Origin of the sequence: Rhizobium sp. PEPV16 (assembly GCF_008919455.1) — a bacterium.
GTDB classification, from domain to species: domain Bacteria; phylum Pseudomonadota; class Alphaproteobacteria; order Rhizobiales; family Rhizobiaceae; genus Rhizobium; species Rhizobium leguminosarum_Q.
The window spans coordinates 1-19,695 of sequence record NZ_VSZV01000264.1 but is presented as its reverse complement, the minus strand read 5'-3'; the positions used below and the strand labels follow the sequence as shown (position 1 = coordinate 19,695).

Here is a 19,695-nt window from a genome sequence, read left to right as displayed (position 1 = left end):
ACCGCCATCAAGGCCTCGGAGAAAGGCGCTTACGATTATCTGCCGAAGCCCTTCGACCTCACCGAGCTGATCGGCATCATCGGCCGAGCGCTGGCCGAGCCGAAGCGCAAGCCCGCCAAACTCGAAGACGACATGCAGGACGGCATGCCGCTCGTCGGCCGGTCGGCGGCGATGCAGGAAATCTACCGCGTGCTCGCCCGCCTGATGCAGACGGACCTGACGCTGATGATCACCGGCGAATCCGGCACCGGCAAGGAACTCGTCGCCCGCGCGCTGCATGATTACGGCAAGCGCCGAAACGGCCCGTTCGTCGCAATCAACATGGCGGCGATCCCGCGTGACCTGATCGAATCCGAACTCTTCGGCCATGAGAAGGGTGCCTTCACCGGCGCGCAGACCCGCTCGACCGGCCGCTTCGAGCAGGCCGAAGGCGGCACGCTCTTCCTCGACGAGATCGGCGACATGCCGATGGACGCCCAGACGCGGCTCTTACGCGTCCTGCAGCAGGGCGAATACACCACCGTCGGCGGCCGCACGCCGATCCGCACCGACGTGCGCATCGTTGCCGCCACCAACAAGGACCTGAAGCAGGCGATCAACCAGGGCCTCTTCCGCGAAGATCTCTATTACCGCCTCAATGTCGTGCCGCTGCGCCTGCCGCCGCTGCGCGATCGCGCCGAGGACATTCCCGATCTGGTGCGCCATTTCATCCAGCAGGCCGAAAAGGAAGGTCTTGGCTCCAAGCGTTTCGATCAGGAAGCGCTCGAACTGATGAAGGCCTATGCCTGGCCGGGCAACGTTCGCGAGCTGGAAAACCTCATCCGCCGCCTGATGGCGCTCTATCCGCAGGAAGTCATCACCCGCGAGATCATCGACGCGGAACTGCGTTCCGACGTGCCCGACAGCCCGATCGACAAGGGGCCGATGCGCAGCGGCTCGATGACGATCGCGCAAGCCGTCGAAGAGAACATGCGCAGCTATTTCGCAGGCTTCGGCGACAATCTGCCGCCGCCCGGCCTCTATGATCGCGTGCTGACGGAAATGGAATATCCGCTGATCCTCGCCGCCCTGACGGCGACACGCGGCAACCAGATCAAGGCGGCCGATCTTCTCGGTCTCAACCGCAACACCTTGCGCAAGAAGATCAGGGAACTTGGCGTCTCGGTCTACCGGAGTTCCCGCACCGCCTGAGCGTTCTTCCAGGGGCGCGATAAAAAGAAGGCGGCGGGCCCTCATGTTTGCCCACCGCCCACCCCTCCCGGCGTCCGCCGCCACGGTCGGGAGGAGAGATGAGCCTATCTGAGCCAGGCCATGGTTTATATCCAAGCAGACAAACAAAGATACGGTGTCATTCGACAGTCACATAAGCATTTGTGAGGAGTGTTTTGTCGAGAGGCGAATGTCATTGAAGTTGCTGCGATCATCGTCGCCGTGCCTGTGGATAAGCTGTGGATATCCGGTGGACGACAGGATCAATCAGCGGGCGATAATGTCGCAGATGCCAATCGCATGTTGCCTATCCGTTCCGAATCTCGTCATTCTGCCGTTGCTGCTGTCGACCTCCGCCGCAAACGTCGTCGATTGCATGCCACGGGCGCTCCGGCTGATGTCGTGGAGCGCCCTTTTCTTTACGGTCGGGGCTGACGCGGACTGCGACATCGTGTTTTGGTCAACTTGGCCGGCTGAGCCTCGCATATCGTTACGCATGCCATAGATTACGCCAATCGGTCGTCGATCAATCGGGCGACGCCGACCCCGGTGACAGGCCGGCACATGTTCATAATTTGCGGGAGTTGCATGATGGAATATCGACGTTTGGGAAAGTCGGGTCTGCAAGTGAGCGAGTTCTCCTTCGGCTCATTGGTGACGTTCGGCAAGCAGGTCGATGGAGGCGACGCCGTCGAACTCATGAAGCTTGCCTATGACAACGGGGTGAACTTCTTCGACAATGCCGAGGGATATGAGAGCGGCAAGTCCGAAATCGTGATGGGCGAGGCGCTCAGCAGGCTCGGCTGGAGCCGCGACAGCTTCGTCGTCTCCAGCAAGGTCTTCTGGGGAGGCCAGAAGCCGACGCAGCGCGGCCTGTCGCGCAAGCATGTGACCGACGCCTGCCACGCAGCGCTCAAGCGGCTTCAGGTCGACTACCTCGACCTTTATTTCTGCCACCGCCCGGATATCGACACGCCGATCGAGGAAACGGTCCGGGCGATGCACGATCTCGTCGCCCAGGGCAAGGTGCTCTATTGGGGCACGTCGGAATGGTCCGCGCAGCAATTGACGGAAGCCTATGCCGTTGCCCGGGACTTGCGCATGACGCCGCCGACCATGGAGCAGCCGCAGTACAACATCTTTGAACGCCAGAAGGTCGAATCTGACTATCTGCCGCTCTACGACCTGATCGGCCTTGGCACCACGATCTGGTCACCGCTCGCCTCGGGCGTCCTGACCGGCAAATACAATAATGGTGTGCCGGCCGACAGCCGTATGAATCTGCCGGGCTATGAATGGCTGAAGGAAAAGTGGTCCAGTGATGCCGGCCGCGCCCAGCTCAAACAAGTTGGCGAGCTGGCAAAGCTCGCCGACGAGATCGACCTATCGATCACGCATCTCGCCCTTTTGTGGTGCCTCGCCAACCGCAACGTCTCGACCGTCATTCTTGGAGCCTCGCGCGCCAGCCAGCTGCAGGACAATCTTGCGGCCCTCTCACACCGAGATAAGATGACGTCTGACGTGCTGGAGCGGATCGACACGATCGTCGGAAACAAACCCGAAGGGCCACGGCGCTTCTAGAGAAAACAAACCTTCCTCGGCGGGTCAGATTAAGGCTTTCGAGAGAGGCACGGCTTGACAATGTGACGAGGCGCGTTGCATTTTCGCCACAATGCGTTGCTTAAAGGTCACGCAAGGGTTTTGGAAATTCGCTCCCGATCGAGTCGTTGCAGCGCTGGCTTTTTTAAGCCGGCGTTGCTTGGTTTTCGATCGGATGGCGAGGGCGGCGGGTGCCGTCTGAAGAGAGGCCGAATGACGCAGGATGGGGTATCGCCGGCGGCAGGCGAGACGGTGACGACGGTGACCGACCGCCGCGCCCTTTTTGCCGTGCCCGGCCTGGTGCTCGCCGGCGGCGCGCTTCTCTGCGCCACGGCCACGCTTTTCGTGCTGCTCGGCCTGACGCCGATCGCCCCGACGTCCCATGTCGTCATCACCTCGGTGATCGTCAATTCCTTCTTTGTTCTGACGCTGCTCGCCTTGATCGGGCGTGAGGTGGCAAGGCTGCTCAAGGCGCGCACTCGCGGCCGTGCGGCAGCCCGCCTGCACATCCGCATCGTCGTGCTCTTCTCGATCGTCGCGATCACGCCGGCGATCCTCGTCGCCATCTTCGCCAGTATCACGCTGAATGCCGGTCTCGACCGCTGGTTTGCTCTGCGCACCCAGTCGATTGTCAGCTCGTCGCGCAATATCGGCCAGGCTTACATGATGGAGAATGCCAGCTATCTGCAGGGGCAGACGGTCTCCATGGCCAACGACCTGGAGCGCAACCGCGCACTCTATAGCCTCGACAGGACCGGCTTTGCCGATCTGATGACCCGTCAGGCGAGGGGCCGCGGCCTGCTTGGTGCCTTCCTCGTCGAGCGCGACGGCTCGGTGATCGTCCAGGCCGATATAGCCACTGAAAAGCCGCTGCCGGCCATTCCGCAGGACGCGCTGGAAAAGGCGGCTGCCGGCCAGCCGACGCTGATCCCGCCGGGCGTCACTAACCTCGTCGGCGCCATTATCAAGCTCGATGCCATCCAGGGCACCTTCCTTTACACGGTGCGCGCCGTCGATCCCAAGGTCATGGGCGCTATGCGCATGATGGAGGAGAACGCCACCGAATACCGCTCGATGGAGGCCAATCGCTTCTCGCTGCAGGTCGCCTTTGCCGTGCTCTATATCGGCTTCGCGCTAATCGTATTGCTGGCGGCGATCTGGACCGCAATCGCCGTCGCCGACCGCATCGTCCGGCCGATCCGCCTGCTGATCACGGCGGCCGACAGCGTTGCATCGGGCAATATGGATATCGTTGTGCCGGTGCATGCCGTCGACGGCGACGTCGCCAATCTGTCGCGCACCTTCAACAAGATGATCTCGGAAATCCGCACCCAGCGCGACGAGATCCTCGAGGCCAAGGACGAGGTCGACGACCGCCGCCGGTTCATCGAGGCGGTGTTATCGGGTGTCACTGCCGCCGTCATCGGCGTCGAGCAGGACCGCCGCATCGCCATCGTCAACAGCTCGGCCGAGACGCTGATGTCGCTGTCGGCCGACGAGATGCTCGGAAAGCAGCTGGTCGACATCGCGCCGGAGGTCGATCACGTGCTGACCGAGGCGGCGGTGCGTCATCGCGGCGACTTCCGCAAGCAGATCGCGCTGGTGCGCGGCGGCACTGTGAGGACACTGAGCGTGCAGGTGACCCGCGAGGAAGTGCGCGACATGAGCGAGTCCTACGTGATCACGCTTGACGACATCACTGATCTCGTCATCGCCCAGCGCTCGACCGCCTGGGGCGACGTGGCAAGGCGCATCGCTCATGAGATCAAGAACCCGCTGACGCCGATCCAGCTGTCCGCCGAGCGCATCCAGCGCCGCTACGGCAAGCAGATCGACCCGGATGACCGGACGGTCTTCGACCAGTGCACGGATACGATCATCCGCCAGGTCGGCGATATCGGCCGCATGGTCGACGAATTCTCCGCTTTCGCCCGCATGCCGAAGCCGACCAAGGAGCCGAGCGACCTGCGCAATATTCTGCGCGACGCGATCTTCCTACGCGAAATGGGCAACCATCACGTCACCTTCGAGCAGGATTTCGGCGACCAGCCGCTGGAGGGTCTGTTCGACAGCCGCATGCTCGGCCAGGCTTTCGGAAATCTCATCAAGAATGCCGTCGAATCGATCGAGGCCGTTCCGAGCGACGAGCGGGACGAACGCAAGGTTCTCGTCCGCGCCGCACTCGATACCGGCCGCGATCGCTTCACCGTCGACGTGATCGACAATGGCCGCGGCCTGCCGGTGGAGAACCGTCACAGCATTCTGGAACCCTATATGACGATGCGCGAGAAGGGCACCGGCCTCGGCCTCGCCATCGTCAAGAAGATCATCGAGGAACATGGCGGGCAGCTCGAGCTGCATGATGCGCCCGCCGATTTTGACCGGGGAAGAGGGGCCATGATCCGCGTGCATCTGCCACGCCTGGATCCGACGCCTGCTGCTCCCGCAGCCAATGACAAGGAAAGCGTTTATGGCCTCTGATATTCTCGTCGTCGACGATGAGCACGATATTCGCGAGATCGTTTCCGGCATTCTCTCCGACGAAGGGCACGAGACGCGCACGGCTCATGACAGCGACAGCGCGCTGGCGGCGATTTCCGATCGCGTGCCGCGGCTGATCTTCCTCGATATCTGGATGCAGGGCAGCAAGCTCGATGGTCTGTCGCTGCTCGACGAGATCAAGACCCGCCATCCGGAACTGCCCGTGGTGATGATATCAGGCCATGGCAACATCGAGACCGCCGTCTCGGCGATCAAGCGTGGCGCCTTCGATTTCATCGAAAAGCCCTTCAAGGCCGACCGGCTGATCCTGATCGCCGAACGCGCGCTGGAGAATTCCAAGCTGAAGCGCGAGGTCTCCGATCTGAAGCGCCGCACCGGCGACGCGCTGGAGCTGATCGGCACCTCGGTTGCCGTTTCGCAGCTGCGCCAGACGATCGAGAAGGTTGCACCGACCAACAGCCGCATCATGATCCTCGGCGCGTCGGGTTCCGGCAAGGAGCTGGTGGCGCGGATGATCCATAAGAAGTCGGCTCGCGCCAACGGCCCCTTCGTTGCGATCAACGCCGCCAATATCACGCCCGACCGCATGGAAGTGGCGCTGTTCGGCACCGAGGGCACGCCCGGCCAGGCGCGCAAGATCGGCGCGCTCGAGGAAGCCCATCGCGGCATCCTCTATCTCGACGAAGTCGGCGAAATGCCGCGCGAGACGCAGAACAAGATCCTGCGCGTGCTGGTCGATCAGCAGTTCGAGCGGGTCGGCGGGTCCAAGCGCGTCAAGGTCGATGTCCGCATCATCTCCTCGACCGCCTACAATCTCGAGAGCCGCATCGCCGAGGGATGGTTCCGCGAGGATCTCTATCATCGCCTCGCCGTCGTGCCGGTGCGCGTGCCAGCACTTGCCGAACGGCGCGAGGATATTCCCTTCCTCGTCGACCAGCTGATGCGCCAGATATCGGAACAGGCCGGCATCCGCCCGCGCCGCATCGGCGACGACGCCATGGCGGTGCTGCAGGCGCATGACTGGCCCGGCAACATCCGCCAGTTGCGCAACAATATCGAGCGGCTGATGATCCTTGCCCGCACCGACGGCCCCGATGCGCCGATCACCGCCGACATGCTGCCGACCGATCTCGGCGACATGCTGCCGAAGGTGTCCGCCAAGAACGACTATCACATCATGACGCTGCCGCTGCGCGAAGCCCGCGAGATGTTCGAGAAGGATTATCTGATCGCCCAGATCAACCGCTTCGGCGGCAATATCTCGCGCACCGCGGAATTCGTCGGCATGGAGCGTTCGGCGCTTCACCGCAAGCTGAAGTCGCTCGGAGTCTGATCGTTTCCGGCGCGGCCGACGCCGCGCCGCGTCCCATATTGCTTCCCGGAAGACCAGGTTTCCCATGCCGAGAATTGCCTATGTGAATGGCCGTTACTTCAAGCATTCCGATGCCAGTGTGCATATCGAGGATCGCGGCTACCAGTTTGCCGATGGCGTCTACGAGGTCTGCGAAGTGCGCCACGGCTATATCGTCGACCTCACGCGCCATCTGAACCGTCTCGACCGATCGCTTAGCGAGTTGCGCATCGCCTGGCCGATGGGCCGGGCGGCGCTGACGCAGGTCATTCGCGAGACGCTGCGCCGCAACCATGTCCGCAACGGGCTTTTCTACATGCAGGTGACGCGCGGCGTCGCCCGCCGCGATCATGTCTTCCCGGCCGAGGGGACGCCGCCCTCGCTTGTCATTACCGCCAAGAGCACCGATGCCAGGATCATCGCTGCCAAGAACGCTAACGGCATCAAGGCGATCACCCTTGTCGACAATCGCTGGGATCGCGTCGACATCAAGTCCATCGGCCTGCTGCCGAATGCCATGGCGCGCCAGCAGGCCAAGGAGGCCAGCGCCCAGGAAGCGATCTATGTCGACGGCGACGGCATGGTGAAGGAAGGGGCGGCGACCAATGTCTGGATCGTCGATCCGGACGGAACGCTGGTCACGCGACCGGCCGAACACGGCATCCTGCGCGGCATTACCCGCACCACTCTGATGGATGTCGGAGCCAAGCTGGGATTGACGATCACCGAGCGGAACTTCTCCGTTTCGGAAATGCTAGCAGCCCGCGAGGTCTTCCTCACTGCAGCCACAAGCATTTGTTTTCCAGTCGTTTCCGTCGATGGCCAGCCCATTGCCAACGGTCATCCAGGCAGCGTTTCGCAGAAAGTCCGCGAGGCCTTTTTCGACGTTGCGGAAAAGATTGCGATTTGATACCAAGATTTGCTGGACAGGTGGAATGAGGATGCCACCGGTCTTCGCATGGTGAGGTTGATTGATATTCTACCGGCCAGATCAGGTCGGCAATAAAGAAAGAAGCGGCGCGATGGCGGAACGTTCTCAGAATCTTCAGGACTTATTTCTCAATACTGTTCGCAAGCAAAAGATTTCCCTGACAATCTTTCTGATCAACGGCGTGAAACTCACGGGCGTTGTTACGTCTTTTGACAATTTCTGTGTTCTTCTTCGCCGTGACGGCCACTCGCAGCTCGTGTATAAGCATGCGATATCGACGATCATGCCGGGCCAGCCCATGCAGATGTTCGAGAGCGAAGAAGCCGCGTCCTAACAGGATCAGCCGTCATTTCGACACGCGATACCAAGAACGATTCGATCATCCCTGAGGCCGGCAAGCACAGGGACGACATGCGCGCGACCGTCGTCGTGCCGGTTCTGAAATCGCGCAGTCGCGGCGGCCAGAGCGAATCGGCCTCGACCCGCACGCCGGAAAGCCGGCTCGAAGAGGCGACGGGCCTTGCCCAGGCGATCGATCTCGATGTCGTCAATGGCTCGATCGTCCCGGTCAATGATCCGAGACCGGCCACGCTGCTCGGCACCGGCAAGATCGAGGAGATCAAGGCGCTGCTCGACGAGCGCGATTCCGGTCTCGTCATCGTCGATCATCCGTTGACGCCGGTGCAGCAGCGCAACCTCGAAAAGGAATGGAACGCCAAGGTCATCGACCGGACGGGTCTCATCCTCGAAATCTTCGGCCGCCGCGCCTCCACCAAGGAAGGCACGCTGCAGGTCGACCTCGCCCATCTGAATTATCAGAAGGGCCGCCTGGTCCGAAGCTGGACCCACCTTGAACGCCAGCGCGGCGGTGGCGGCTTCATGGGCGGCCCGGGCGAAACCCAGATCGAAGCCGACCGGCGGATGCTGCAGGACCGCATCATCAAGCTCGAACGCGAGCTGGAGCAAGTTGTGCGCACCCGCCAGCTCCACCGCGCCAAGCGCCGCAAGGTGCCGCACCCGATCGTGGCGTTGGTCGGCTATACCAATGCCGGCAAGTCGACGCTCTTCAACCGCATCACCGGCGCCGGCGTGCTGGCCGAAGACATGCTCTTTGCAACCCTCGACCCGACCCTTCGGCGCATGAAGCTGCCGCACGGCCGCACCGTCATCCTCTCCGACACCGTCGGTTTCATCTCCGACCTGCCGACCCATCTGGTCGCCGCCTTCCGGGCGACGCTGGAAGAGGTGCTGGAAGCCGATCTCATCCTGCATGTCCGCGACATGTCCGATGCCGACAACCAGGCGCAGAGCTCCGACGTGATGCGCATCCTGAACGATCTTGGCATCGACGAGGCCGAAGCCGAAAAACGGCTGATCGAGGTCTGGAACAAGATCGATCGGCTGGAGCCCGAGGTGCACGACACCATGGTGCAGAAATCGGCCGGCGCCAGCAACGTGGTCGCGGTTTCCGCCGTCAGCGGCGAGGGCGTCGACACGCTGATGGAAGAGATCAGCCGCAGACTGTCAGGCGTGATGACCGTGGCAACGATCCGCCTTCCGGTCGACAAGCTGGCGCTGCTGCCCTGGCTTTACGATCACGCGATCGTCGACAGCCGCGAGGATAATGAGGACGGCACGATCACGCTCGATCTGCGCCTCTCCGAAACCGAGGCAACCGAACTCGAACGCCGCATCGGCAACGGACAGAAGTCTTCAAAGGAAGATTGGGAGCGGTAAGGCATTCCCTTCCCCCCGGTGGGAAGGGAGATGTGGCAACGTTCCGCTTACTCAACCCCCGACGTCACAGCTCTTTCAATCGCCTTCGCCGCCTGCCAGATTTCTTCCATGCGTTCGAGAGTGGCTGCCTCCAGCGTCTCGCCCTCTGCTTTAAGAACCTGTTCTATATGGCTGAAGCGACGCCGGAATTTCGTATTCGTGCCACGCAGCGCCTGTTCCGGATCGGCCTTCACATGCCGGCCGATATTGACGACTGCGAAGATCAGGTCGCCGAGTTCGTCGCTGACTTTTGCCTGATCGCCTTCGCGAAGGGCTACCCGCAATTCGCCGATCTCCTCCTCGATCTTGTCGAGGATCGGCTCGGGCGCTGACCAGTCGAAGCCGACCTTGGCGGCGCGTTCCTGCAGCTTCAGCGCTTCCGTCAAAGCCGGGAAGCTGCGCTGCACCGAGCCGAGGAAGCCGCTATTGAAGTCCTCGGTGATGCCACGCCGTGACCGTCGCTCGGCGCGCTCGCGTTTCTCCGCCTGCTTGATCTCGTCCCATTGTCTCTTCACCGCGTCCGGCGTATCCGCCGCCGAGCGGGCAAAGACGTGCGGGTGGCGACGGATCATCTTGGCGGTGATGGCGTTGACCACGTCGCCGAAGGAAAATTCGCCGGCCTCCTCGGCCATGCGTGCGTGAAAGACCACCTGCAGCAGCAGATCGCCCAACTCGTCGCAGAGATCGTCCATGTCGCCACGCTCGATCGCGTCGGAAACCTCATAGGCCTCCTCGATCGTATAGGGCTTGATCGTCTCGAAACTCTGCACGATGTCCCAGGGGCAGCCGGTTTCGGGATGGCGCAGCGCCGCCATGATCTCGATCAGCCGCGAAATGTCTTTGGAAGGTTGCATGTTGCCTCGGTTCAGCGGGCTTCAGTTCGATGGGCCTCAGTTCAGCGGCCCTCAATTCAGGGGAATGTCGTTGGCGCTCTTCGATGACTGGTAGCTGGTCGATAGCGCGTCGTAGCGCGCCTTGATGCGGGCGGTCTGCGCCTTCAGCGCGGTTTTCAACTGAGCCTCTTCGGTCTCGACGAGATCGGCAATGGCAAAGCTGTTCCAGAAGGCGTTTTGCCTGCGGTAGCCGCCGGGTTCAAGCCCGAAGACTTCCTTCAGGATCTTCAGGTCGTGCGGAATGGCGAAGGCGTCGCGCGAATCCTCATGGCTGAAAAAATAGTAGAAATTGTCGAAGCCCGCCCAGGTGATCGCCGACATGCACATCGTGCAGGGCTCGTGCGTTGAAAGGAAGATCAGATCCTTGGTCGGCGGCTTGTCGCCAAGCTCGTAGAAACGCTTCAGCGTATGCACTTCGCCGTGCCATAGCGGATTGTCCAGCTCGTTATTGGTCTCGGCGACGACGAGCGAAAGATCGGATTTCCTTAAGATCGCCGCACCGAACACCTTGTTGCCAAGCGAAACGCCACGCTCCGTCAGCGGCAGGATGTCGCCTTCGATGACCGAAAGCAGGCGGGAGGCAATGGTCTTATCAGGCATGAGGGCACTCCAGTTTTCCTCAGTCTATCGCCTTGGCGGTGCGAGTGAAATGCGTCAAGCGCCGGTGGACGTTTTTTGCCACAGGCTTTATACTGCGCTGCAGCAAGCGGGCTGAGAAATATGCGGCTTTTGGGCCGCACGGGTGACTTTTCTCAAATCATTGACGGCACGAGCAAAAGAATACCCGCTTGCTTGGGCTTTCGAATTTCTGTTCCTTCAATCCCTTGTCGATCAAGGGCATATTCCGGCAACCTCGAAGTGGATTGATGATGCCTCCCAAGACTGAACAGCTTTCGGTATTTCCCGCCTTCTTTCGCGTGGAAGGCCAGAAGACGGCTGTCTTCGGCAATAGCGACGAAGCGTTCGCCAAGGTGCGGCTGTTGCTCAACACGAAGGCGCGGATTGTCGCCTATGCCGACCGGCCGGAAGCCGATTACCACGCCTTCCTGATCGCCAACCGTATCGAGACCGTGCGCGCTGCCTTCTCAGCCGAACAGGTCGAGGGTTCGGCGCTCGTCTTCGCCGCAACCGGCAATGAAGCTGATGACCGCAGCATCGTCGATGCCGCCCGCGCTGCCAGAATTCCGGCCAATGCCGTCGATCAGCCGGATTACTGCGATTTCTTCACGCCGGCGCTGGTCAACCGCGCGCCCGTCGCCGTTGCGATCGGCACTGAAGGGGCAGGGCCGGTTCTGGCGCAGATGATCCGCGCCCAGATCGACCAGCTTCTTTCGCCCTCGCTCGGCCGCCTTGCCGGGTTGGCAACGAGCTACCGCAAGGCCGTCGAACAACTGGTTCCCAGAGGCGTCTCCCGCCGGGTCTTCTGGCGCCGTTTCTTCTCCGGCGCCGTTGCCGATGCGGTCGCCAACGGCAACCTTCCGCAGGCCCGCCATGCTGCCGACCGGCTGCTGCACGCGATGGACAAGGTCGCAGGCCACGTCTGGCTGGTCGGCGCCGGTCCGGGTGCCGAGGATCTGCTGACGCTACGCGCCCAGCGCGTGATGATGGAGGCCGACGTCATCGTCTATGACGCGCTCGTGCCGCAAGCGATCGTCGATATGGGCCGCCGCGATGCCGAGCGGCTTTCCGTCGGCAAGCGCAAGGGCTGCCACTCGAAGTCCCAGGAAGAGATCAACGACCTGCTGGTCGATCTCGGCCGCCAGGGCAAGCGCGTCGTGCGTCTGAAATCCGGCGATCCCCTGGTCTATGGCCGGGCAGGGGAAGAAATGGCGGCACTGCGCGCTGCCGGCATCACCTATGAGGTCGTGCCTGGTATCACCTCGGCTTTCGCCGCCGCTGCCGATTTCGAGCTGCCGCTGACACTGCGCGGCGTCGCCTCCTCGCTGGTCTTCACGACCGGCCATGATCTCACAGGCGACGTGCTGCCCGATTGGGCGAGCCTTGCCGTTTCCGGCGCGACGATCGCCGTCTATATGGGCCGCACGGTTGCCGCCTCCGTCGCCGAGCGGCTGATGCAGGCGGGCATCCCCGCCGAAACCACCGTCGCCGTCATCGAAAATGCCAGCCGCGCCGATCGCCGTCTGCTGCATGGCACGCTCGCTGATCTGCCCGATCTGCAGCACCGCGATGAATTGACCGGACCTGTCATGGTCATCATCGGCGATGCGGTCGCCGGCGCCAATTTCGAACTGTCCGAGCCACTGGTGCGCGCAAACACCCGGCTCGAGGAACTTGCAAGGAGCTGAATATGGGTGACAAGGTTCTGACCGCCAACCGGCTGACGGACGGCATTGCCGTCTGGCTGGATGCGAACGGCAAGTGGTCCACCTCACTGCAGGAGGCGCTCGTTGCCCGTCATGCCGAAGCCGTCGCGGCACTGGAGGCGATCGGCAAAAAGTCCTATGCCGACAACGAGGTCGTCGACGTCGCCGTCGTCGACGTTCAGGAAACCAACGGCATTCTCTGGCCGCTTCGCCTTCGCGAGCGCATCCGCGCACAGGGCCCGACCATGGAATATGCCCCGGGCTACGCTCCTGCCGATCCCGAATTCATTGCAGTCTGAGGAAGACGATGTACCGTTACGACGAATTTGACCATGCCTTTGTTACCGAGCGCGTCGAGCAGTTTCGCGATCAGGTTCAGCGTCGCCTTTCCGGCGAACTCGCCGAGGACGCGTTCAAGCCGCTGCGCCTGATGAACGGCGTCTACCTGCAGCTTCACGCCTACATGCTGCGCATCGCCATTCCCTACGGGACGCTGAGCGCGCGCCAGTTGCGCATGCTCGCCCATATCGCCCGCACCTATGACCGCGGCTATGGCCACTTCACCACGCGCCAGAACCTGCAGTTCAACTGGCCGAAACTGTCCGATATTCCCGATGCGCTTGCCGACCTTGCCAGCGTCGAAATGCATGCCCTGCAGACCTCGGGCAACTGCATCAGAAACGTCACGGCCGATCATTTCGCCGGTGCTGCCGCCGATGAGGTCGCAGATCCGCGTCCTTACGCCGAAATCCTGCGCCAGTGGTCGTCGGTCCACCCGGAATTCTCCTTCCTGCCGCGCAAGTTCAAGATCGCCGTCACCGGCGCCGAGCGCGACCGCGCCGCAATCCAGGTCCATGATATCGGCCTGCATGTGAAGAAGAACGACAAGGGCGAAATCGGTTTTGCCGTCTATGTCGGCGGCGGCCAGGGCCGTACGCCGATGATCGCCAAGCTGATCCGCGACTTCCTGCCCGAGGAAGACCTGCTCTCCTACACCACGGCGATCGTGCGCGTGTACAATCTGCACGGCCGCCGCGACAACAAGTACAAGGCCCGCATCAAGATCCTCGTGCACGAAACCGGCACCGAGGAGCTGACACGCCAGGTGGAGGCTGAATTCGCCGCGCTGAAGGATACCGAGCTCAAGCTGCCGGAAAAGGACGTGCAGTCGATCTCTGCCTATTTCGCGCCGCCTGATCTGCCCCAGCGCGCCGAAGGCTGGGAAAACCTTGCCCGTTGGAAGAAGGCCGATTCCGGTTTCTCCCGCTGGGTCCAGCAGAACGTGCAGCCGCACAGGAACCCCGACTACGGCATGGTGACGATCTCGCTGAAGCCGATCGGCGGCATTCCGGGCGATGCCTCCGATGCGCAGATGGACGCGATCGCCGATCTCGCCGAGGAATATGCCTTCGACGAAATCCGCGTCAGCCATGAGCAGAACCTGATCCTGCCGCATGTGGCGCTGGCCGATCTCGAAGCCGTCTATCGCGGCCTCGTCGCCATCAATCTCGCCGAAGCCAATGCCGGCCTGATCACCGATATCATTGCCTGTCCTGGGCTGGACTACTGCGCGCTGGCCAATGCGCGCTCCATTCCGCTGGCGCAGGAAATCTCCCGGCGTTTCGGCAATGCCGAACGCCAGGCAGAGATCGGCGAGCTGAAGATCAAGATCTCCGGCTGCATCAATGCCTGCGGCCATCACCATGTCGGCCATATCGGCCTGCTCGGTGTGGAAAAGAAGGGTGCCGAACTCTACCAGATCACGCTCGGCGGCTCCGGCGACGAACACACCTCGATCGGCGAGATCATCGGCCGCGGCTTCGAGCCGGACCGGGTGACCGACGCGATCGAGACGATCGTCGACACCTATCTCGGCCTGCGCCTCGATCATTCCGAGAACTTCCTCGCCGCTTATCGCCGCGTCGGACCGCAGCCTTTCAAGACCGCGCTCTACGGCTCGGCCGCCGAAGCGGCATAAGGAGGGGATGATGACGAAGATCTGGAGAGAAACCGGTTTTGTCGAAAACGATCCCTGGGTGATCGAAACCGACGAGGTGAAGGCGACCGAGGAGCAGAAGCCGCTGCTCGGCCTCGACGAGATGATCGCCAAGGCCGACGAAAGCAACGATGTCGGCCTCGGCGTGCTGATCAAGCCGGCCGACGACGTGCGCCGGCTGGAGCCCTATCTCTATCGCCTCGAAATCGTCGCTGTCGCCTTTCCGGCTTTCAATGACGGCCGCGCCTTCAGCCATGCCTCGCTGCTGCGCCAGCGCCTGGGTTACACCAACGAGTTACGCGCCGTCGGCGATGTGCTGATCGATCAGATCCCGCTGATGCTGCGCGTCGGCATCGACAGCTTTGCCGTTACCAACGTCACGGCGCTGAAGCGGCTTTCCGAAAACCGTCTTCCCGCCATTCCCCATCATTATCAGCCGGCAGTGCGTGACGCCGAAGCCGGCAAGGGTTATAGTTGGCGCCGTCAGGCGAAGCCGGCCGCATGAGCGGCTGGGCCGCCGTTTTACGATGGCGGATGATAGCATGAAGACATTCGAAGTGGCGGTGATCGGTGGCGGTCTGGCCGGCATGATCGCCGCAATCGCGCTGGCGCGCGGCGGCCGCAGCGTGGCGCTGATTGCCCCCGTAGCTCCCAAAGAGGACCGGCGCACCACGGCGCTGATGGATCAGTCGATCCGCTTCCTCGACCGCCTGGCGCTCTGGGAAAAGCTTCGTCCCGCAGCCGCCCCTCTCACCAGCATGCGCATCGTCGACGGCACCGACAGGCTGCTGCGCGCGCCGACCACCACCTTCCGCGCGGCCGATGTCGGCCTGGACGCCTTCGGCTACAATTTCCCCAACAGGGCGCTGATCGATATCCTCGAGGAGGCCGCCGCCGGCGAGGGCAATATTACCCGCTTCACCGATATGGCCGAATCGATCGAGATATCAGCCGTGTCAGTCTCGATTACCCTTACCGGCGGCGAGACGCTGTCGGCCGATTTTGCCGTCGGCGCCGATGGCCGCGGCTCGAAGCTGCGCGAGACCTCAGGCATTGCCGTGCGCAACTGGTCCTATCCGCAATCGGCCATGGTGTTGAATTCCGCCCATTCGCTGCCGCACCAGAACATCTCGACCGAATTCCACACCAAACATGGGCCCTTCACCCAGGTGCCGCTGCCGGGGAGCCGCTCCAGCCTGGTCTGGGTGCAGAATCCCGCTGAGGCGGCGAGCCGCATGGAATTGCCGCTTACCGAGCTCGGCGCTCTTGTCGAGGCGCGCATGCAGTCCATGCTCGGTAAGGTTGATGTGGAGGAGGGCGTCCAAGTCTGGCCGCTGTCGGGAATGATGGCGCATCGTTTCGGCAAGGGACGCATTGCGCTGATTGGCGAGGCCGCCCATGTCTTCCCGCCGATCGGGGCACAGGGTTTGAACCTTAGCCTTCGCGATATCATGGCGCTTGCAGATATCCTCTGCGACCGGGCGGAATTACCGGTACCGGCCGACGCCGGCGAAAGCTTCGACCGCAAGCGCCGCGCCGATATCATGACGCGCACGGCCAGTGTCGATCTTCTCAACCGCTCGCTGCTCTCGGATTTCCTGCCCGTCCAGATGCTGCGGGCTGCCGGCCTGCATATCCTCTCGGCGATACCGCCGCTGCGCAATATCGTGATGCGCGAGGGCATCGAGCCCGGCCGCGGCTTTCGCGATATTCCGGATGCGCTACGGGAAAAGCTGAAGCTGAAGAAGGCCTGAGCGGATCACGATCAGCCAGAGCGAAACAGTCACCACCGAAAACACCGTCGTGATCAGGATCGTCGCCGAGGCGCGCTCCTGCCAGACGCCATATTGCTGGCCGATGACGAAGACGTTGGTCGCCGTCGGCAGGCAGGCGAGCAGCACGGCGGCCTGAATCCAGACCGGCTCGAAACCACCCACCGCCGTCAGCGCAATGAAAACCGCGATCGGATGCAGGATCAGCTTCGCCGGCACGATATAGGAGATTTCTGCCGGGATCCGCTTCAGGGGCCGCAGCGCCAGCGTCACGCCCATGGCAAAGAGCGCACAGGGAGCCGCCGCCTGGGCGAGATAGTCGACGAGGCGCTGAAACGCCAGCGGCTGGTCGATGTGCAAGGCGGCCACCGCAAAGCCTGCCGCCGTCGACAGGATGAAGGGATGCAGCGCGACCTTCCGGACGATATCGGCGACAAGCTGGCCTGTTGAACGCTTGTCATCGCCGGCAGCTGCCATCAGTGCCGGCGCCACGACGAAATGCAGCGCGTTTTCGAAGCAGATGATCAGAGCCACCGGCACCGCCGCACCCTCGCCGAGCGCCAAGAGCGCCAGGCCCGGTCCCAAATAGCCGATATTGCCATAGGCGCCGGCAAAGGATTGGATGGTGCAATCGGCAAGCGAATTGCCGCGCAGCAGGCGGCCGATGGCGAAAAGCAGGATGAAGACTGCATAGGTCGCCGCGATATCGGTGGCGATGAAATCGACGCGTGTCAGCTGTTCGATCGGCGTGCGCGAGACCAGCTTGAAGAACAGAGCGGGCAGGGCGGCATAAATGATGAAGGTGTTCAGCCAGCCGAGCGTTTCGGCCGGCTGCTTCGTCGCCTTGGCGGCGATGTAACCGATCAGGATCAGGCCGAAGAACGGCAATAGCAGGCTGACGATTTCGGCCAAGAGGTCTTCCGGGGCGCGGGGATGATCGGCGGGTAGGGATCTGACTTAAGCAATTCCAACGAAACTGTGTAGCGGTTTTTGCGCCCGGAATTGCGCAGAAACAAGAGCAATTCCAGCAAAAGTGTGTAGCGGTTTTGCGTCCGGAATTGCGCAGAAACAAATCGATAGAGCGTGGACTCATTCACGCGATGAGTACACGCTCTACGACCAACCCAACAACCGATCAGTAGTCCCAGAAGGCCGCCACCCAACGAAAGGCGTCGCCGTCGACCGCCACCCGGCCGACGGATGGGAACGGCAGGTGGGTGGCCACCAGTTGCTCGCCGGTCTCCGCCAGCTCCCGCAAAAGACGGATCCGAACGCGCGCCGCCTCCTCGGGGTCGTGCTCGAAGCCGTTGAACCAGTCGGGGTGCTCAAAGCCGACCGCGAATACGGCGTCGCCGGCAAACATCAGCCGGTCGCCGCCGGACGCCAGGCGGATCACGCTGTGCCCCGGGGTGTGGCCGCCGGTGCGATGGACGACCACGCCCGGCGCCACCTCGTACTCGTCATCGAACAGCCTGAAATGGCTGCGATATTCTTCGGCGAACCGCGTGGCAGTCGCCCGAAGCGCGTCCGGGAACCCCGGTGGCATAGAGACCCGGGAGAAATCGGGCGCCTCCCAGAATTTGACCTCGGCCGCCGCCACGTGGATGCGTAGGTCCGGACGCAACTGGTCCTTCACCCCGTCGACGAGCAGCCCGCCAATATGGTCCATGTGCATGTGGGTCAGCACCACGTCGGTCACCGACGCAAGATCGATGCCGGCAGCTTCCAACCGCTTGATCAGCTGCCCGGCCCGCGGCAGATGCAGGTCCGGGTCGATCCCCAGCCCTGCGTCGAGGAGTATGGTCTGGTCGCCGCTGCGCACCACGACCACGTTCAGCGCCCAGTCGAAAGCATCCGCCGGCAGGAACATGTCTTTCAGCCAGGCCGCTCGGACGGCGGGATCGATGTTGTGTCCCAGCATCGCGGTAGGGAGCGGTAGCACTCCATCGCTGACCACCAGCACCTCAATCTCGCCGACCCGCACCGCGTAGCGCGACGGAACCAATTCGTCGAGCTGAGGTCTGCCGGTGTGTGCGGTGTTTTCCAGGCTCATCTTTGTCTCAAGGTTCATGTTCGTCTCCTTCTGACCGCCGCCTCAAACACGGCATCGACGACGCTACATGGAGGCGTGTTTGCGATCGATTGGTCGAGGGGTAAGGACGAGTGGGGCCGAGGGACAGGACAAGCCATACCACGGCATAGGTGCAGGCCTGGCTTTTTACTGCCGGCGTGGTGCTGATGGAGGTGGAGTCGATCAGATCAGCGAACGCGGCAAGCCTGCTACCGCCATTTCTCGATGAGAAATCCCGATGGTCCTTGAACGGGATCGGTGTGGGGTAGGGGTACTGACGAGATTTTCGTCAGCGTTTCGCTTGAAGCAGCCGAAGTCTGAATGTCGGCATGCTGTCCCTTAGGATAAGCGCCGATGACCTGGAAGTTCGACGTGCAGCCGAGATTCTGATGCCCTGTCCCGGCTGGTAGCACCATACAGTCTCCGGCCGCCACCGCTATTGCTTGCCCCCCGGGACCACCAATCAGCAGCGTGGCGCTACCAAGTGCAATTCCCAGCACTTCATGGGCACCGGAATGGTAGTGCTGATAATCGAAGACACCGTTTGTCCAGATGCCTGTCCAACCGTTTGCCGCGAAGCGACGTTCGAAATCGGTCGGTCTGCCGTCAGCAAACAGCCCTCTGTAAAGCAATACAGGAAGATGCGGGTTGTTCGGGACCCAGTCGCTCGGCCCGAAAAGGATCGTCTCGATGTTCATGCCGAATTCCCAAGCTAGTCGTCGATTGCCGCGACGCGACGGCCATCGAGCCGTCGACGTTGTTCGCCAAGTCTTTCGCCGCGTTTTCCATTGAACTCATCTGCGCTGATGTTCTCAAAGCTAAACTTTGGCGGTCGCCAGCGGTTCCTTGACGTGCCGTGGTTTAGCCGGGCCAACGGACCATGGCGGGCGCGAAAGATCGAGGCTACTTCGAGCTCCGTCTTTTCGACAAGCGACTGGTCTGCGAAACGGTAAGAATAGGAGGACTTCGGGAGGCTGCCAAATAGCCCGCCACTGCAGCGCATTGCGGAGACAACTTCCGACGAGACGGTGCAGTGGCCGGTCGGTGGAGTCCGTCAGAGCGTGTCGATCAGGCCTCCGTCCACGCGCATCGAAGCTCCAGTCGTTGCGGACGCCAAAGGGGAGGCCAAATAAGTGACGAGATTGGCAATTTCCTCGACGCTCGCGGCCCGTTGGATGATCGAACCGGCGCGGTGCTTCTTGACGAAGTCCGCCGCCACCTCCTCGATCGGTTTCCCCGTCTTCACACGTTCCTCGGCGAGCATCGCCTCG

Annotated in this window: 18 protein-coding genes; 12 read left to right on the top strand and 6 right to left on the bottom strand. The window is 62.2% G+C overall.

What is annotated here, in order from left to right:
- From ntrC to hflX, 7 genes are all read left to right on the top strand, one after another.
- A partial coding sequence (ntrC, locus tag FY112_RS10995) for a nitrogen regulation protein NR(I) (protein ID WP_151518388.1) occupies window positions 1-1,191 on the top strand: 1,191 nt, incomplete at its 5' end.
- Between the two features lie 609 nt (window positions 1,192-1,800).
- Window positions 1,801-2,790 carry an aldo/keto reductase gene (locus FY112_RS10990; RefSeq protein WP_151518387.1) on the top strand — a complete coding sequence of 330 codons (990 nt, stop codon included), beginning with the start codon at window positions 1,801-1,803 and terminating at the stop codon, window positions 2,788-2,790.
- 231 nt (window positions 2,791-3,021) lie between these two features.
- On the top strand, window positions 3,022-5,289 hold the full coding sequence (locus FY112_RS10985) for a PAS domain-containing sensor histidine kinase (protein WP_131622574.1): 2,268 nt from the start codon (window positions 3,022-3,024) through the stop codon (window positions 5,287-5,289).
- Complete coding sequence (locus FY112_RS10980; protein ID WP_017960314.1) at window positions 5,279-6,643, top strand: sigma-54 dependent transcriptional regulator; 1,365 nt, start codon at window positions 5,279-5,281, stop codon at window positions 6,641-6,643. The genes FY112_RS10985 and FY112_RS10980 overlap by 11 nt, the downstream gene beginning before the upstream one ends.
- 64 nt (window positions 6,644-6,707) lie before the next feature.
- Window positions 6,708-7,571: a D-amino-acid transaminase gene (locus tag FY112_RS10975; protein WP_151518386.1), complete on the top strand. Its 864-nt coding sequence runs from the start codon at window positions 6,708-6,710 to the stop codon at window positions 7,569-7,571.
- Window positions 7,572-7,683: 112 nt separating this feature from the next.
- Window positions 7,684-7,926: an RNA chaperone Hfq gene (hfq, locus tag FY112_RS10970; protein ID WP_003539403.1), complete on the top strand. Its 243-nt coding sequence runs from the start codon at window positions 7,684-7,686 to the stop codon at window positions 7,924-7,926.
- A 77-nt stretch (window positions 7,927-8,003) separates the two neighbouring features.
- Window positions 8,004-9,329, top strand: a complete 1,326-nt coding sequence (gene hflX, locus FY112_RS10965) for a GTPase HflX (RefSeq protein ID WP_017960317.1) — start codon at window positions 8,004-8,006, stop codon at window positions 9,327-9,329.
- Window positions 9,330-9,376: 47 nt separating this feature from the next.
- On the opposite strand, the gene mazG is transcribed toward hflX, so the two are convergent.
- A complete protein-coding gene (gene mazG / locus FY112_RS10960) occupies window positions 9,377-10,222 on the bottom strand; it encodes a nucleoside triphosphate pyrophosphohydrolase (RefSeq protein WP_151518385.1) in 846 nt (281 codons plus the stop codon).
- Window positions 10,223-10,273: 51 nt separating this feature from the next.
- Entirely contained in the window at window positions 10,274-10,861 is a 588-nt protein-coding gene (locus FY112_RS10955; protein WP_131629391.1) for a nucleoside deaminase, read from the bottom strand.
- A gap of 269 nt (window positions 10,862-11,130) precedes the next feature.
- Here FY112_RS10955 and cysG point away from each other — a divergent pair, with 269 nt between their 5' ends.
- The 5 genes from cysG to FY112_RS10930 are packed head-to-tail and all read left to right on the top strand — an operon-like array spanning window position 11,131 to window position 16,335.
- Window positions 11,131-12,567, top strand: coding sequence for a siroheme synthase CysG (gene cysG / locus FY112_RS10950; RefSeq protein WP_151518389.1), 1,437 nt, complete (start codon window positions 11,131-11,133; stop codon window positions 12,565-12,567).
- 2 nt (window positions 12,568-12,569) lie between these two features.
- Window positions 12,570-12,884 carry a DUF2849 domain-containing protein gene (locus FY112_RS10945; RefSeq protein WP_011651871.1) on the top strand — a complete coding sequence of 105 codons (315 nt, stop codon included), beginning with the start codon at window positions 12,570-12,572 and terminating at the stop codon, window positions 12,882-12,884.
- An 8-nt stretch (window positions 12,885-12,892) separates the two neighbouring features.
- Window positions 12,893-14,563 (top strand): nitrite/sulfite reductase, encoded by a 1,671-nt coding sequence (locus tag FY112_RS10940; protein ID WP_151518384.1) that lies wholly within the window; start codon window positions 12,893-12,895, stop codon window positions 14,561-14,563.
- Window positions 14,564-14,573: 10 nt separating this feature from the next.
- Entirely contained in the window at window positions 14,574-15,086 is a 513-nt protein-coding gene (locus FY112_RS10935) for a DUF934 domain-containing protein (protein WP_077981080.1), read from the top strand.
- Window positions 15,087-15,123: 37 nt separating this feature from the next.
- Window positions 15,124-16,335, top strand: coding sequence for a UbiH/UbiF family hydroxylase (locus tag FY112_RS10930; protein ID WP_151518383.1), 1,212 nt, complete (start codon window positions 15,124-15,126; stop codon window positions 16,333-16,335).
- Here FY112_RS10930 and FY112_RS10925 read toward each other — a convergent pair.
- From FY112_RS10925 to FY112_RS10910, 4 genes are all read right to left on the bottom strand, one after another.
- Complete coding sequence (locus FY112_RS10925; protein WP_151518382.1) at window positions 16,303-17,265, bottom strand: AEC family transporter; 963 nt, start codon at window positions 17,263-17,265, stop codon at window positions 16,303-16,305. The two genes, FY112_RS10930 and FY112_RS10925, sit on opposite strands and share 33 nt — an antisense overlap.
- Window positions 17,266-17,488: 223 nt before the next feature.
- Entirely contained in the window at window positions 17,489-18,424 is a 936-nt protein-coding gene (locus tag FY112_RS10920; protein ID WP_077981078.1) for an MBL fold metallo-hydrolase, read from the bottom strand.
- A 209-nt stretch (window positions 18,425-18,633) separates the two neighbouring features.
- Complete coding sequence (locus FY112_RS10915) at window positions 18,634-19,122, bottom strand: hypothetical protein (RefSeq protein WP_017960326.1); 489 nt, start codon at window positions 19,120-19,122, stop codon at window positions 18,634-18,636.
- Window positions 19,123-19,478: 356 nt separating this feature from the next.
- Window positions 19,479-19,695: SDR family oxidoreductase (locus FY112_RS10910; protein WP_151518381.1), on the bottom strand; the 217-nt coding region annotated here is incomplete at its 5' end.

Bases quoted from the DNA above. Each gene is read 5' to 3' on its own strand.
- FY112_RS10990 (WP_151518387.1), top strand. From the start codon at position 1,801: ATGGAATATCGACGTTTGGGAAAGTCGGGTCTGCAAGTGAGCGAGTTC.
- FY112_RS10985 (WP_131622574.1), top strand. From the start codon at position 3,022: ATGACGCAGGATGGGGTATCGCCGGCGGCAGGCGAGACGGTGACGACG.
- FY112_RS10980 (WP_017960314.1), top strand. From the start codon at position 5,279: ATGGCCTCTGATATTCTCGTCGTCGACGATGAGCACGATATTCGCGAG.
- FY112_RS10975 (WP_151518386.1), top strand. From the start codon at position 6,708: ATGCCGAGAATTGCCTATGTGAATGGCCGTTACTTCAAGCATTCCGAT.
- hfq (WP_003539403.1), top strand. From the start codon at position 7,684: ATGGCGGAACGTTCTCAGAATCTTCAGGACTTATTTCTCAATACTGTT.
- hflX (WP_017960317.1), top strand. From the start codon at position 8,004: ATGCGCGCGACCGTCGTCGTGCCGGTTCTGAAATCGCGCAGTCGCGGC.
- mazG (WP_151518385.1), bottom strand. From the start codon at position 10,222: ATGCAACCTTCCAAAGACATTTCGCGGCTGATCGAGATCATGGCGGCG.
- FY112_RS10955 (WP_131629391.1), bottom strand. From the start codon at position 10,861: ATGCCTGATAAGACCATTGCCTCCCGCCTGCTTTCGGTCATCGAAGGC.
- cysG (WP_151518389.1), top strand. From the start codon at position 11,131: ATGCCTCCCAAGACTGAACAGCTTTCGGTATTTCCCGCCTTCTTTCGC.
- FY112_RS10945 (WP_011651871.1), top strand. From the start codon at position 12,570: ATGGGTGACAAGGTTCTGACCGCCAACCGGCTGACGGACGGCATTGCC.
- FY112_RS10940 (WP_151518384.1), top strand. From the start codon at position 12,893: ATGTACCGTTACGACGAATTTGACCATGCCTTTGTTACCGAGCGCGTC.
- FY112_RS10935 (WP_077981080.1), top strand. From the start codon at position 14,574: ATGACGAAGATCTGGAGAGAAACCGGTTTTGTCGAAAACGATCCCTGG.
- FY112_RS10930 (WP_151518383.1), top strand. From the start codon at position 15,124: ATGAAGACATTCGAAGTGGCGGTGATCGGTGGCGGTCTGGCCGGCATG.
- FY112_RS10920 (WP_077981078.1), bottom strand. From the start codon at position 18,424: ATGAACCTTGAGACAAAGATGAGCCTGGAAAACACCGCACACACCGGC.
- FY112_RS10915 (WP_017960326.1), bottom strand. From the start codon at position 19,122: ATGAACATCGAGACGATCCTTTTCGGGCCGAGCGACTGGGTCCCGAAC.